Below are 13,948 nucleotides of genomic sequence, written 5' to 3'. Positions count from 1 at the left end.
CGATCGTTGCTGGGTTCGGTGGTGGTCACCGGAGTGACGCTGACGGTCGGCCTGGGGATGGCCGGTCTGGTGGTCGCGGCCGATGCCGGTACAGGCCGGCACGTGCTGCTGCGGCGTGTGCTCGACGGGGTCGTCACAGCCGGGGCCGTGTTCATGACGGGATGGGTACTGCTGCGGGGGGCCGGTGACGGCTGGCGGCTGGGGACAGGGATGGTCGGTGTCCTGTGGGCTGCGGAAGTCGTGTTCGTCAGTTTTCTGTTCGCCCTGCGCCGTCTCGTACGGAGCGACCAGAGAGCCACCTTGTGGGTCGGGATCGCCGGGCTGTCCCTCATGCTGATCGGCGACACCCTGCGACTGTGGGCGGTCGGCCCGCACGGCCCCCAGTTGATGTCCTGTCAGCTGATCGACACGTGCGCCACCGCGGGGCTGCTGGTGGTCGCCGTCGGCCCTTGGGTGCCCGGCGGGGCGAGCGCCCTGGCCACCGCTCCGTCCGCGCTGCGACGGGGGATGGAGGGTGCGGCGGCGTTCATTCCCCTGACGGTCTGCACGGCCACGGCCCTGGGATACGTGCTGGCTCCGCCTGCCCGAGACCCGGTGCCGCTGCTGGTCGGCGGAACGGCACTGCTGAGCTTGTGGGCTCGCCAGAGGTTCCTGCCGAGCGAGGACATTCGGCACGACGACTGAGCTTGTCCTACCCCGGAGAGCGTCCTGAACGCGGCCGTTGGCCCTACGAAGCGAGTGTGAGCGTGGACGGGGGGCGACTCGGCGGCAGCTGTCCTGACAGGCGCCTGGTCGGCGGAGTCGCCACAGCCTGTCTCGCGTGGAAACGCAGGCAGTAGCCTTCTCGCCAGAGTGAACCGATGTTTCTCAGAGGTCTTCGAGTCCAACGCGTGCCGTTGTACAGTGAGAATCGCCCTTGACCTGCAGAAAGCAGGCAGGGAGCCGTCTTCCAGGAGTCCCAAATGCTGCGTACTCTGTTCAAGTCCAAGATCCACCGCGCCACCGTCACCCAGGCCGACCTGCACTACGTGGGATCGGTGACCATCGACGCAGAGTTGCTGGAGGCGGCCGATCTGCTGCCCGGTGAGCTCGTGCACATCGTGGACATCACCAACGGGGCCCGGCTGGAGACGTACGTCATCGAGGGGGAGCGCGGGTCGGGGGTGGTCGGGATCAACGGGGCGGCCGCCCATCTCGTCCATCCCGGCGATCTGGTGATCATCATCAGTTACGCTCAGGTCACCGACGCCGAGGCGCGGGCGCTTGAGCCGCGGGTGGTGCACGTGGACCGCGACAACCGGATCGTGGCCCTCGGGGCGGACCCCTCGGAGCCGGTGCCGGGCTCGGACCAGGAACGGAGTCCGCAGGCCGTGTCGGTCTGACCTCGGACTCCCGGCCCCAGACGGACCAGGAGCGTGCGAGCCCATGAGCGAGACAGAGATCCGCGACGACCGGGCGGCGGGCCGCCTCGAGGCCCTCGGGGACGGGGGCGAAGTCGTCGGCCACATCGAGTACTTCGTCCTCGATTCCCCCGAGCGCGCCCTCGTCCCCGTCCACACCATCGTGGAGCCGGCGCACGAGGGGAAGGGCATCGCGGGCTCCCTGGCGCGTGAACTGTACGCCGTCGCCGCGCGGGAGGGCGTCCCCGTGGCCCCGCTCTGCCCGTACGTCGTCAAGTGGGCCGAGCGTCATCCCGAGGAGGCCCCGGCCGCCGACCCGCGTCTGCTCCAGGCCGCGAAGGAGTGGCTCGTCGCGCACCCCGGGCGGTTCTGAGCGGATGGCCGACCACGCCCCCCTCGCCCTGCTGCACACCTCGACCGCTCACGTGCCGGTCCTCGACGCCCTCCGGGACGAGCACCACCCGGACCTCGAACTGCGGCACACGGTCGACGAGGAGTTGCTGGCAGGTGCCCGTCGGCAGGGGCCCCGCCCGGGGCTCGCTGCCGGAGCGGAGGCCGCGCGTCGGGAGGCCCACCTGGGCCGACGCATTGACGCCCACGGGTGACTGGCGGCACGGGCGTCGGGTACGCGGGGGAGTAGTCCAGAGCGGACATCGTCCAGAGCGGACGTAGCCCAGAGCCGATGTCGACCGACTGGCCGGAGGACATCATGACCAACCCGTACCCGGACCCCGTTCATCCCGGACCGACGCCGGGTCCACCTCCGGACCCGACCCCGCCGGGCCCGCCCCCGGACCCGACGCCGCCAGGTCCGCCCCCGGACCCGACCCCGCCGGGCCCGGGACCGAACCCCACCCCGCCCCCGGGACCCGACCCGACCCCGGGCCCGAGTCCCACTCCGCCTCCGGAACCCTCCCCGTCCCCGATCCCGCCGGGTCCGGAGCCGGTGCCGAACCCGGAGCCCGGTCCACCCCTCACCTGAGCAAAAGGCGGTGGGGGGCGAAAAACCGCCGCCCACCGCAACTTCCCACCCCGTGGGTGCTACTCCGACACCTCCGACCGGTCCCCGCCCCACAGCGTGTGGAACGACCCCTCCCGATCGGTCCGCCGATACGTGTGCGCCCCGAAGAAGTCCCGCTGCCCCTGGGTGAGCGCCGCAGGCAACCGCTCCGCGCGCAGCGCGTCGTAGTAGGCGAGCGCCGCCGCGAAGCCGGGCGTCGGGACGCCCTGGCGGGTCGCGGCGACGAGGACCTCACGCCAGTCGTCCTGCGCGTCCGCGATCTCTCGCGCGAACGTGTCGTCCGACAGCAGGCTCGGCAGGTCGGGCCGGGTGTCGTACGCCGCGCGGATCCGGTCGAGGAAGGCCGCGCGGATGATGCAGCCGCCGCGCCACAGCGCCGAGACCGCGCCCAGGTCGACGTTCCAGTCGTACTCCTCGCTGCCCGCGGCGATCTCGTGGAAGCCCTGGGTGTACGACACGATCTTCGACGCGTACAGAGCCTGCTCCACGCGGTCGGCGAACGCGCCCGCCTCCGCCTCGGACAGCGGCGACGCCTTCGGTCCGGCCAGACCCCGCGAGGCCTCGCGCAGCGCCGCGTGGCCGGAGAGGGAGCGGGCGAAGACCGCCTCCGCGATGCCGGAGACCGGGACACCCAGGTCAAGGGCGATCTGCACCGTCCAGCGGCCGGTGCCCTTCTGCTCCGCCTGGTCCACCACCACGTCCACGAACGGCTTGCCGGTCGCCGCGTCGACGTGGGACAGGACCTCGGCAGTGATCTCGATCAGGTAGGAGTCCAGTCGGCCGGTGTTCCACGTGCGGAAGATCTCCGCGATCTGCGCGGGGGAGTAGCCGGCCACGTCGCGCAGCAGTTGGTACGCCTCACCGATGAGCTGCATGTCGGCGTACTCGATGCCGTTGTGCACCATCTTCACGAAGTGCCCGGCACCGTCCGGACCGACGTGCGTCACACAGGGCGCGCCGTCCGCCGCCTTCGCCGAGATCTTCTCCAGCATCGGGCCGAGCGAGTCGTACGACTCCCTCGGACCGCCCGGCATGATGCTCGGTCCGTGCAGGGCGCCCTCCTCGCCGCCGGAGACGCCCATGCCGACGAAGTGGATGCCCTGCTCGCGCAGCTCGCGCTCGCGGCGGCGGGTGTCCGCGAAGTGGGCGTTGCCACCGTCGATGATCATGTCGCCGGGTTCCAGGAGCGGGGCGAACTCCTGGATCACCGCGTCGGTCGGGTCGCCCGCCTTCACCATGATGACCAGGCGGCGGGGCCGCTCCAGTGCCGCGACGAACTCCTTGGCGGTCTCCGCCGCGATGAAGTCGCCCTCGTTGCCGAACTCCTCGACCAGTGCGTGCGTACGCGCGGCCGTGCGGTTGTGCACCGCGACCGTGTAGCCGTTGCGGGCGAAGTTGCGGGCGAGGTTGCGGCCCATGACCGCGAGGCCCGTGACGCCGATCTGGGCTGTAGTGCTCATACGGTTTTGGCTCCTAAACATCCTGAGCATGGGACATCGTCGTGCCGGTCCTGTTCGGCAGTATGCCGTTCCGGCCATCCTTTCCTGCCGCCGGACCGACCGCACGCCCCGGGGTGTTCGAGATTGCGTACGGTTGCGTACGCAGATACGCACGGAAGACCCCACCTGCCTCAGTCGTACTGCAACCGGAGTTCGTTCCCGGTCACTTGGGCGGCGGTGAGGCTGATTTGGTGTCTTGTCATGGCCTGTTAGCGGCCCTTACTTTTGGCCCTCCTGCGCATGTCTAGGGGGAAGTTCATGACCGTACGCGGTCGGCACCGCCGGTATCAGCCCAACAGGATCAACCGAGCGTCACTCACCGTCACGGCGGGCGGCGCGGGTATCGCGATACCGCTCATCGGCGCGGGAGCCGCCCAGGCGGCCGACGTGGACACCTGGAACAAGGTCGCCGCGTGCGAGTCGACCAGCAACTGGGACATCAACTCCGGCAACGGCTACTACGGTGGCCTGCAGTTCACCCAGTCCACCTGGGCGGCGTACGGCGGCACCGCGTACGCGCAGCGGGCGGACCTGGCCACCAAGGACCAGCAGATCGCCGTCGCCGAGAAGGTGCTGAAGGGGCAGGGCCCCGGCGCCTGGCCGGTGTGCTCGGTACGCGCCGGGCTCACCCGGGGCGGCGACACGCCCGGCATCCACCCGAGCGGCACCTCGGCCCGGACCCAGAAGAGCTCACTCAAGGACGTGCAGCCGCAGAGCACGCCCCAGTCGCGGGCGGGCACCGCCGAGATGTACACGGTGGTCCACGGCGACACCCTCTCCGGCATCGCCGACGACCAGGACGTCCGGGGCGGCTGGCGACGGCTGTACGCCGCCAACCGCGCGGCCATAGGAGCCGACCCGAACCTGATCCTGCCAGGGCAGCGGCTGAAGCTGCGCGGCGAGGGCTCCGGCACCACCAGCCGGAGCGGCACCGAGTCCCGCGAGAAGAAGAAGACCTCCTCGTCGACCTCGTCCTCCTCGTCGTCCTCGCAGAGCAGGCAGAAGACGAACGGCCACTCCCTGGTCGCCCCGGTGAATGCTTCCACGGGCACGTCCTACCACGCGACGGGCTCCTCCTGGTCGAAGGGCTACCACACCGGTGTCGACTTCCCCGTGCCCACCGGCACGACCGTGAAGTCGGTCGCGGCGGGCACGGTCGTCAGCGCCGGCTGGGGCGGCTCCTTCGGCTACCAGGTGGTCGTCCGGCACACCGACGGCCGCTACACCCAGTACGCGCACCTCTCGGCGATCTCCGTGCGGGACGGTCAGACGGTGGGCACCGGCCAGCGCCTCGGCCGCTCCGGCTCCACGGGCAACAGCACGGGCCCGCATCTGCACTTCGAGGTGCGGACGGGGCCCGGTTTCGGGTCGGACATCGACCCGTTGGCCTACCTGAGGGCCGGCGGCGTCAGGATTTGACGCGGCTGCGGTGCCGGTCGAGGACCCGCACCGGGACGTACGACCCGCCGTAGAAGCTGCTGGGGAAGAGCACCGGCTCGTCGACGTCCGACGGGTCCAGGTCGCCGTAGGAACTCCCCGGCGCGGCGGCCGGGGACGGGATGCGGCTCTCCAGGTTCGCCAGGACGGGTGCCGGTGCCGGTGCCGGTGTCGGAATCGGTGCCGGAACCGGAGTCGGTGCCGGTGAGAGCGCCTCCTCGGGCAACTCGGCGACGGGCTGCCCGGGGAGGGCGGGGCGCACCTCGTCGGTGACGGGCTCGGTGTCCGACAGCGCCTTCTCCAGCTCCGCCGGCGTGTGGGTGAGCCGCTCGGTCGTCAGCAGGATCAGGCCGCCCGCCGCCACCACACCGCAGCTCAGGGCGAGCGCCGTGCCGGTGGTGCCGTAGCGGAACGTCTCGCCGAACATCGTGATGCCGACCGCGGCCGCCACCACCGGGTTCACCACCGTCAGCGTGGCGAGCGGGGCGGCGAGGCCGCCGCCGCGGTAGGAGGCCTGCGACAGCAGCATGCCGGCCGTGGCCAGCACGCCGATCACCGCGAGGGACGGCAGGTCCGCGGCCGAGATGCCGTCGGTCCAGTCGACCGCGACGGTCTTGGTGAACACCGAGGACATGCCGAACGCTATGCCGGAGGCCGTGGCGAGCAGCATGCTGCGCACCGCCGGGTGCCGGTGGGCCGCCCGGCCCGCGATCATCAGCGCGACGACCGCGCCACCCGTGAACAGGGCCACGCTCACCCGCTGCGGGGTGCTCAGCGACTGTGCCTCGGACGCGCCGACCAGGGACAGCAGACCCGCGAGACCCACCGTCGCCATGATCGCGCCCCGCCAGGCGGTCGCCCCGGCCCTGCGGCCGACGAACAACGCGGCCATGGGCAGCGCGAAGACGATGGTCAGCGCGCCCAGCGGCTGCACCAGGCTGAGGGGCCCGTAGGCGAGCGCCACCACGTGCAACAGTCCGCCGAGGCCGTTCAGCGCCACCGCCGCCCACCAGCTCGGCCGGCGCAGCGGCGCGTACTGCTCGTCGGGGGAGGACACCGCGACCTGCTCCTGCACGATCGCCCCGCCCGCGTACGCGACGGCGGACACGAACGACAGGACCACGGACAGCGCGAGGGCACTCACCGGTTGCTCCTCTGCGTGGGGCCGGGGCGCGGGGCCCGGCGCGGCGAACGGTCTGCTTCCATGCACAACACGATGCCGTGCCGAGCTGTTCCCGTCGTCGTCCCTGAGCACGCACATGGTCATACTGCCGATGGAGTACGACCGAGCCACTGTCCTCCCCCAGGGGGGTGACACCGACGCGGACCCGTCGATCACAAGTCCTATGACCCCTTGGTACTACTTCTCGTCGTGGACCTCGACCCCGGCCTCTCCGCTCTCCGCCCGCTAGGCGGCTTCTTCGTCCTGCGCACTGCAGGAGAACACCGGGCGCCGCTGCCGACGCTCGCGCAGGTCTATACGGACACGGCATCGGATGTGTTCGACGATCCACTGACGTTTCGTGTCCGAAAAGTCGCGGAAAGTCTGCGGGCTCCCGAAAGTCGGATCGCGGCCTCCATCGCGCACCAGGCCCTGGCGGCCCGCCTGTGGTCGGTGGCGCTCGGCTGCGCCGTCCTCTACGGCCGCACACCCGACCTCGACCCCCGGCTGCTGCGCTGGGACGCCGACGCGTCGGCCCCCGACGACCTGTGGCTGACGGCGGCACGGCCCCTGCCAGGGGACGCGGCGACGGTGGCGGGCGTCGTGATCGAGGGGCACCTGCGGCCGCTGGCCGCCGCCCTGCGCGCCCGGCACCGCCTCGCCGAGGGCCTGCTGTGGGGCAACGCCGGATCCGCGCTCGCGGGCGCGGCACGGGAGCTGGACCGCTGGGCACGCGCCCACGGCCGGCCCGACGCCACCGCGCGCGCCCACGCCCTGACCACCGAACTCTTCGCCCACCCCCTGCTCGCCGGCACCGGCGCCCTGGCGGGCACGGCCTTCCGGCGCCGCAGTTGTTGCCTCTACTACCGTGTGCCCGGAGGGGGCGTGTGTGGTGACTGTTGCTTCACACGGCCCCCGCGCTCTTCCCCGCGCGGCGCATCTGGGTGACCATGAAAAGGAACCGGCCGTTGAGAACTGGGGGTTGCGGGTGCGAGTGGGACTGCTGACCCGGGAGTACCCCCCGGACGTCTACGGCGGAGCGGGCGTCCATGTGGAATTCCTCGCAAGGGAGTTGAGGTCCCTCGTCGACCTCGACGTGCACTGCTGGGGTGAGGGCCGCGCGGAGGGCGTCGTACGCCACCGCCCCTGGTCCGCCCTCGACGGCGCCAACGACGCGTTGCGCACCTTCTCCGTGGACCTCTCCGTCGCCGCCGCCGTCGAAGGCCGCGAACTCGTCCACTCCCACACGTGGTACGCCAATCTGGCCGGCCACCTCGCCAAACTGCTGTACGGCGTCCCGCACGTGATGACCGCGCACTCGCTGGAGCCCCTGCGCCCCTGGAAGGCCGAGCAACTCGGCGGCGGGTACGAGCTGTCCGGCTGGGCCGAACGCACCGCGATCGAGGCCGCCGACGCGGTGGTCGCCGTCTCCGGCGCCATGCGCGAGGACATCCTCACTTGCTACCCGGCGCTGGACCCGGGCCGGGTCCACGTCGTGCACAACGGCATCGACACCACCCTCTACCGGCCCGACCACGACACCGACGCCCTCACCCGGGTCGGCCTGGACCCGAACCGCCCGTACGTGCTGTTCGTCGGCCGCATCACCCGGCAGAAGGGCGTGCCGCACCTGCTGCGGGCGGTGCGGGACATCGACCCGTCGGCGCAGGTCGTGCTGTGCGCGGGCGCGCCCGACACTCCCGAGATAGACCGGGAGTTCCGCGACCTCTTCGAGGAGCTGAGCCGGGTCCGCGACGGCGTGTACTGGATCCCTCGGATGCTGCCGCGCGCGGAGGTGATCCAACTCCTCACCCACGCGGCCGTGTTCGTCTGCCCGTCGGTGTACGAACCCCTCGGCATCGTCAACCTGGAGGCGATGGCCTGCGGTACGCCCGTGGTGGCCTCCCGCGTCGGCGGCATCCCGGAGGTCGTGGAGGACGGCGCGACCGGTGTGCTCGTGTCCGTGGACGACGACTTCGAGGCGGGCCTGACCCGGGCCCTGGACGCCGTCCTCGGCGACCCGGACAAGGCCCGTCGGATGGGCGAGGCCGGGCGGGAGCGCGCCGTGCGAGAATTCGGCTGGGACACAGTCGCCCGTCGTACGGTCCGGTTGTACGAGAAGATCGTGAAACAGGCGTAGGGCGTGTCGCGGGGGGGCAGGTACGGGGCAACCTGGTGAGGGGAGCGGCCATGCGTCGTGGTGGACCTTCGGTGCTCGGCATCGTACTCGCGGGCGGTGAGGGCAAGCGTCTGATGCCCCTGACGGCCGACCGTGCGAAACCCGCGGTCACCTTCGGAGGAACGTATCGCCTTGTCGACTTCGTGCTCTCGAATCTCGTCAACGCCGACATCCTGCGCATCTGCGTGCTCACGCAGTACAAGTCGCACTCGCTGGACCGGCACATCACCACCACGTGGCGGATGTCCAGCCTGCTCGGCAACTACGTCACGCCGGTCCCGGCCCAGCAGCGGCTCGGCCCGCGCTGGTACCTGGGCAGCGCGGACGCGATCCTGCAGTCGCTGAACCTGATCTACGACGAGCAGCCCGAGTACGTCGCGGTGTTCGGCGCCGACCACGTCTACCGCATGGACCCGCGGCAGATGCTCACCCAGCACATCGAGGCCGGCGCGGGCGTGACGGTGGCCGGGATACGCGTGCCGCGCGGCGAGTCGTCGTCCTTCGGGGTGATCACACCGGGCTCGGACGGCCAGAGCGTGGACCAGTTCCTGGAGAAGCCCGCCGACCCGCCCGGTCTGCCGGACGACCCGGAGACCGTCTTCGCCTCCATGGGCAACTACATCTTCACCACCAAGGCCCTCATCGAGGCGCTGCAGCGGGACTCCGAGGACGAGAACTCGGTGCACGACATGGGTGGCTCGATCCTGCCCCAGCTCACCCAACGGGGTGAGGCACAGCTGTACGACTTCAGCGCCAATCACGTGCCCGGCGAGACCAACCGGGACCGGGGCTACTGGCGTGACGTCGGCACGCTCGACGCCTACTACGACGCCCACATGGACCTGATCGCCGAGCGTCCCGCCTTCAACCTCTACAACCGCAGCTGGCCGATCTACACCCACTCCAACCAGCTCTCGCCCGCCCGGTTCAACGCCGGCGGCATGGCCAGCGAGTCGATCATCAGTGCGGGCTGCCTGATTCGCGGCCAGGTCACACGATCGGTGCTCTCCCCGGGTGTCCTCGTCGACCCGGGTGCGGTGGTGCAGGGCTCGATCCTCCACGACAACGTGCACATCGGACGGGGTGCGGTGGTGCGCGGGGCCGTGCTCGACAAGAACGTCGAGGTGCCGCCGGGCGCGACCATCGGGGTCAATCCGGGGCGGGACGCGGAGCTGTACTCCGTCTCCAAGGCCGGGGTGATCGCGCTCGGGAAGGGCCAGCGCGTGTCGTAACGGCGTACCGATCGTTTTCCGCCACGACACGGTGCAACGCCGGTGGCCTGCGAGGCTCCGCGGCCTGCAGGACACTGGGGTTGCCGAGATCCATTACTTAACCGGATCTTAACTGTGCGTAGCATGATCGTACTTGACCGTAATCGATCGTGGGCGATTGACTGCTGGTCCCCCCTTCGTCGACGCGAGGCAAGCCCTTGACTGACCCGCTGGCACCTCTCGACCTGGCGTTCTGGAACATCGAGACCGCCGAGCACCCCATGCACCTCGGCGCACTCGGGGTCTTCACGTCCCACTCGCCCACCGCGGGCGCCCACGCGGCCGACCTGCTCGCCGCCCGCGCCGCCGCGGTGCCCGGACTGCGCATGCGGATCCGGGACGTGTGGCGGCCGTCCGCACTCGGCGGAGCCGTACGCGAACCCGCCCCCGACTTCGACCCCCTCGACCACGTCCGGCTGCACGACCCGACCCACGACTTCCAGGCCGCGGCCGGCCGCCTCATGGAGCGTCCGCTGGAGCGCGACCGGCCGCCCTGGGAGGCCCACGTGCTGCCCGGCGAGGACGGCGTCTCCTTCGCCGTGCTGTTCAAGTTCCACCACGCCCTCGCCGACGGCCTGCGGGCGCTGACCCTCGCCGCCGCCGTCCTCGACCCCATGGACCTGCCCGCGCCCCGGCCCCGCCCCGCGGAGCAGCCCCGGGCCCTCCTGCCCGACGTACGCCGACTGCCCGACCTGGTGCGCGGCGCCCTGTCCGACGTGGGCCGCGCCCTCGACATCGGGGCCTCCGTCGCCGTGTCCACCCTCGGTATGCGCACCACCCGCGCGCTCAGCGCCGAACCCACCGGTACCCGCCGCACCGCCGGTGTGGTCGTCGACCTCGACGACGTGCACCGCGTCCGCAAGGTCGTCGGCGGCACCGTCAACGACGTCCTGATCGCGGTCGTCGCCGGCGCCCTGCGCCGCTGGCTCGACGAGCGCGGCGACGGCAGCGACGGCGTGGCGCCCCGCGCCCTGATCCCGGTCTCCAAGCGCCGCCCGCGCACCGCCCACCCTCAGGGCAACCGCCTCTCCGGCTACCTGATGAGGCTCCCCGTCAACGACCCGGACCCGCTCCGCCGCCTGGCCGCGGTCCGCGCCGCCATGGACCGCAACAAGGACGCCGGCCCGAACCGGGGCGCGGGCGCCGTCGCCCTGCTCGCCGACCACGTCCCGGCGCTCGGCCACCGGATCGGCGGCCCCCTGGCGGCCCAGGCCGCACGGCTGTGGTTCGACATCCTGGTCACCAGCGTGCCCCTGCCCAGCTTCGGCCTGAAGCTCGGCGGGAACCCGGTGACCGAGGTGTTCCCGTACGCCCCGCTCGCCGCCGGCCAGTCCCTGGCGGTGGCGGTGTCGACATACCGGGGCCGCGTCCACTACGGCCTCGTCGCCGACGCCGAGGCCGTACCGGATCTCGACCGGTTCGCGCGGGCCCTGTCCGAGGAGGTGGAGACACTCATCACGGCCTGTGGCTCTTGACCTGCGCGGGTTTGGAGGAGTGGCTCGGCGCTCCGTAAAATCGCCTGTTCGAGGGCGGGCGCGGTCGGAGCGCTGCGCGGGTGAGTCAGGGAAGCGGCAGCGCGATGACGGTGACAGAGGACGGCTCGGCGTCCATGGAGTCGATGGAATCCATGGCGTCCATGGGTTCCGTGGAGTCGGTGGATTCCGTGAATTCCGTGGAGGAGATCGTGTACGGGCCCGGTATCGACCCGGAGCGGCTCGCCGTCTGCCTGAGCGTGCTCGAGGAGCTCGACAAGCTGGAAGTCGACCACCCCGACGCGATCGCCGTGCGCCGGGCCACCGCCGGCGTCTACCGCACTGTCAAGCAGCGCCGCCGCCAGGAGCGCCGCGCCGCCAAGACCGCGCACGACAAGGCGGTCACGGAGGCCACGGCTACCGGCTCCGCCCAGCGCATCGACGACGAGACGGAGGGCATCCTGCCCTCGTCGATCACGCAGGAGGGCAGGATCGCGGGAGTGCTCCAGCGCCCGCGCTCCTGCTACACCTGCAAGACCCGGTACGTGGAAGTCGACTACTTCTACCACCAGCTATGTCCCGACTGCGCCGGCGTGAACCGGGCCAAGCGCGACGTCCGCGCCGACCTCACCGGCAAGCGCGCGCTGCTCACCGGCGGCCGCGCCAAGATCGGCATGTACATCGCACTGCGGCTGCTGCGGGACGGCGCGCACACGACGATCACCACGCGCTTCCCCAAGGACGCCATCCGCCGCTTCAAGGCCATGGACGACTCGGCGGACTGGATGCACCGGCTGGAGGTCGTCGGCATCGACCTGCGCGACCCCGCGCAGGCCGTCGCCCTCGCCGACCAGGTCGCCGAGGCGGGCCCGCTCGACATCCTCATCAACAACGCGACGCAGACCGTACGCCGTCTGCCCTCCGCCTACGCCGCCCTCGTCGACGGCGAGAGCGCCCCGCTGCCCGCCGGTGAGCTGCCCGCCCACCACGTCATCGGTGCCTTCAACTCCGGCGCCGTCGACGGACTCGCCGCGCTGCCCGTCGGCATCAGCGGCCTCGACGCGCAGAAGGTCGCCGACCTCGCCCTGGTCGCGGGCAACGCCAGCGTCGCCCGGCACCTCGACGGCACCGCCATCGACGCGGGTGGCCTGGTCCCCGACGTCGTCGACAGCAACACCTGGGTGCAGACCATCGAGCAGATCTCCCCGGTGGAGCTCCTCGAGACCCAGCTGTGCAACTACACGGCACCGTTCATCCTGATCAGCAAGCTGCGGCCGGCGATGGCCGCTGCCGCGAGCAAGGCTTCCAGCAAGCGCGCCTACGTCGTGAACGTCTCGGCGATGGAGGGCGTCTTCGGCCGGGGCTACAAGGGGGCGGGGCACCCGAACACGAACGCCGCGAAGGCCGCGATGAACATGGTCACGCGGACCAGCGCGCAGGAGATGTTCCAGACCGACGGGATTCTCATGACGTCCGTGGACACCGGCTGGATCACGGACGAGCGGCCGCACTTCGACAAGCTGCGGCTCGCGGAGGAGGGGTTCCATGCGCCGCTGGACCTGGTGGATGGGGCGGCCCGGGTCTATGACCCGGTGGTGCGCGGTGAAGCGGGCGAGGATGTCTACGGGGTCTTCCTGAAGGACTACGCGCCGGGTAAGTGGTAGCGATGTCGGGTGCCGGTTGTCTGTGGCCGGGCGCCCACGCGGCGGAGCCGCACACCTCGCACAGCCCCCGTTCCTAGGGTGCTGTGCGGGCCCTGCGTACGTTCGTACCGCCATCCACCAGTAGGTCCGCCCCTGTGATCCACTGTGCCGCGTCCGATGCCAGCCACAGCACCGCTCGCGCCACGTCCTCCGGTTCGCCGATCCGGCCCAGCGGCAGGCCCGACGCGATGTCCGTCTCTCCCGGCTCCCAGACGAAGCGGGCCATCTCGGTGCGTACGAGACCCGGAGAGACGGAGTTGACCCGTACCCCCGGGCCCAGCTCGCCCGCGAGCTGCTGGGTGAGGTGGAGGAGGGCCGCCTTGCTGGTGCCGTAGGCGCCGACTCCCGGGCCGACGTGGGTCGCGCCCTCCGTGCAGATGTTGACGATCGCCCCGCCGTGCTCGCGCATCCAGCCGTGCCACGCGCACTGGACCAGTCGGAGCGGGGCCTCGACGTTGATGGTGAAGGCCTCGCGCCAGACGTCCGGGTCGGCGTCCATGAGGGGGCCGTACGGCTGGTTGGTCGCCGCGTTGTTGACCAGGATGTCCAGTCGGCCGAACGCGCGCAGGCACAGGTCCGTCAACGCACTGGTGTGCCCGTCGTCAGCGACGTTGCCGGCCAGGCCCACTCCGCCCAGCTCGGCGGCGGCGCGCCGTACCTCGTCCGCGTCCCGCGCGCTGACGCACACCAGGGCTCCGGCATCGGCGAGCGCCCGTGCCACCGCCCAGCCGATGCCCCGCGTGGCCCCCGTGACGACGGCGGCCCTGCCGCGTAACCCGTACGACGACGTCATCGGCGTACGGT

The 13,948-nt window shown here is 71.3% G+C and carries 13 protein-coding genes; 10 read left to right on the top strand and 3 right to left on the bottom strand.

Going from position 1 to position 13,948, the window contains the following annotated elements:
- The 4 genes from AC067M_RS09565 to AC067M_RS09550 all read left to right on the top strand — a co-directional run.
- A partial coding sequence (locus AC067M_RS09565; RefSeq protein ID WP_478696419.1) for a hypothetical protein occupies window positions 1-684 on the top strand: 684 nt, incomplete at its 5' end.
- A 278-nt stretch (window positions 685-962) separates the two neighbouring features.
- On the top strand, window positions 963-1,382 hold the full coding sequence (gene panD, locus AC067M_RS09560; RefSeq protein ID WP_478696418.1) for an aspartate 1-decarboxylase: 420 nt from the start codon (window positions 963-965) through the stop codon (window positions 1,380-1,382).
- 43 nt (window positions 1,383-1,425) lie between these two features.
- On the top strand, window positions 1,426-1,773 hold the full coding sequence (locus AC067M_RS09555) for a GNAT family N-acetyltransferase (protein WP_478696417.1): 348 nt from the start codon (window positions 1,426-1,428) through the stop codon (window positions 1,771-1,773).
- 4 nt (window positions 1,774-1,777) lie between these two features.
- On the top strand, window positions 1,778-2,005 hold the full coding sequence (locus tag AC067M_RS09550; RefSeq protein ID WP_478696416.1) for a hypothetical protein: 228 nt from the start codon (window positions 1,778-1,780) through the stop codon (window positions 2,003-2,005).
- Window positions 2,006-2,441: 436 nt separating this feature from the next.
- Here the strand turns inward: AC067M_RS09550 and gndA are convergent, their stop codons facing one another.
- Complete coding sequence (gndA, locus tag AC067M_RS09545) at window positions 2,442-3,881, bottom strand: NADP-dependent phosphogluconate dehydrogenase (RefSeq protein WP_478696415.1); 1,440 nt, start codon at window positions 3,879-3,881, stop codon at window positions 2,442-2,444.
- Window positions 3,882-4,178: 297 nt separating this feature from the next.
- Here gndA and AC067M_RS09540 point away from each other — a divergent pair, with 297 nt between their 5' ends.
- Window positions 4,179-5,339 carry a transglycosylase family protein gene (locus AC067M_RS09540; protein ID WP_478696414.1) on the top strand — a complete coding sequence of 387 codons (1,161 nt, stop codon included), beginning with the start codon at window positions 4,179-4,181 and terminating at the stop codon, window positions 5,337-5,339.
- Here the strand turns inward: AC067M_RS09540 and AC067M_RS09535 are convergent.
- A complete protein-coding gene (locus AC067M_RS09535; protein WP_478696413.1) occupies window positions 5,329-6,501 on the bottom strand; it encodes a DMT family transporter in 1,173 nt (390 codons plus the stop codon). The genes AC067M_RS09540 and AC067M_RS09535 overlap by 11 nt on opposite strands.
- A gap of 210 nt (window positions 6,502-6,711) precedes the next feature.
- Here AC067M_RS09535 and AC067M_RS09530 point away from each other — a divergent pair, with 210 nt between their 5' ends.
- From AC067M_RS09530 to AC067M_RS09510, 5 genes are all read left to right on the top strand, one after another.
- The gene (locus tag AC067M_RS09530) at window positions 6,712-7,467 is read left to right on the top strand and encodes a (2Fe-2S)-binding protein (RefSeq protein ID WP_478696412.1); all 756 of its coding nucleotides are present in this window, start codon (window positions 6,712-6,714) and stop codon (window positions 7,465-7,467) included.
- Window positions 7,468-7,507: 40 nt separating this feature from the next.
- Window positions 7,508-8,659 (top strand): glycogen synthase, encoded by a 1,152-nt coding sequence (gene glgA, locus AC067M_RS09525; protein ID WP_478696411.1) that lies wholly within the window; start codon window positions 7,508-7,510, stop codon window positions 8,657-8,659.
- Window positions 8,660-8,709: 50 nt separating this feature from the next.
- Window positions 8,710-9,930, top strand: a complete 1,221-nt coding sequence (glgC, locus tag AC067M_RS09520; RefSeq protein ID WP_478696410.1) for a glucose-1-phosphate adenylyltransferase — start codon at window positions 8,710-8,712, stop codon at window positions 9,928-9,930.
- A 197-nt stretch (window positions 9,931-10,127) separates the two neighbouring features.
- The gene (locus AC067M_RS09515; protein WP_478696409.1) at window positions 10,128-11,444 is read left to right on the top strand and encodes a wax ester/triacylglycerol synthase family O-acyltransferase; all 1,317 of its coding nucleotides are present in this window, start codon (window positions 10,128-10,130) and stop codon (window positions 11,442-11,444) included.
- Between the two features lie 161 nt (window positions 11,445-11,605).
- Entirely contained in the window at window positions 11,606-13,105 is a 1,500-nt protein-coding gene (locus AC067M_RS09510; protein WP_478696441.1) for an SDR family NAD(P)-dependent oxidoreductase, read from the top strand.
- 73 nt (window positions 13,106-13,178) lie between these two features.
- On the opposite strand, the gene AC067M_RS09505 is transcribed toward AC067M_RS09510, so the two are convergent.
- Window positions 13,179-13,937, bottom strand: coding sequence for an SDR family oxidoreductase (locus tag AC067M_RS09505; protein ID WP_478696408.1), 759 nt, complete (start codon window positions 13,935-13,937; stop codon window positions 13,179-13,181).
- Between the last annotated feature and the right edge of the window lie 11 nt (window positions 13,938-13,948).

The organism is Streptomyces sp. NPDC043427, assembly GCF_056436655.1.
This window is presented reverse-complemented; position numbering and strand designations above follow the sequence as displayed.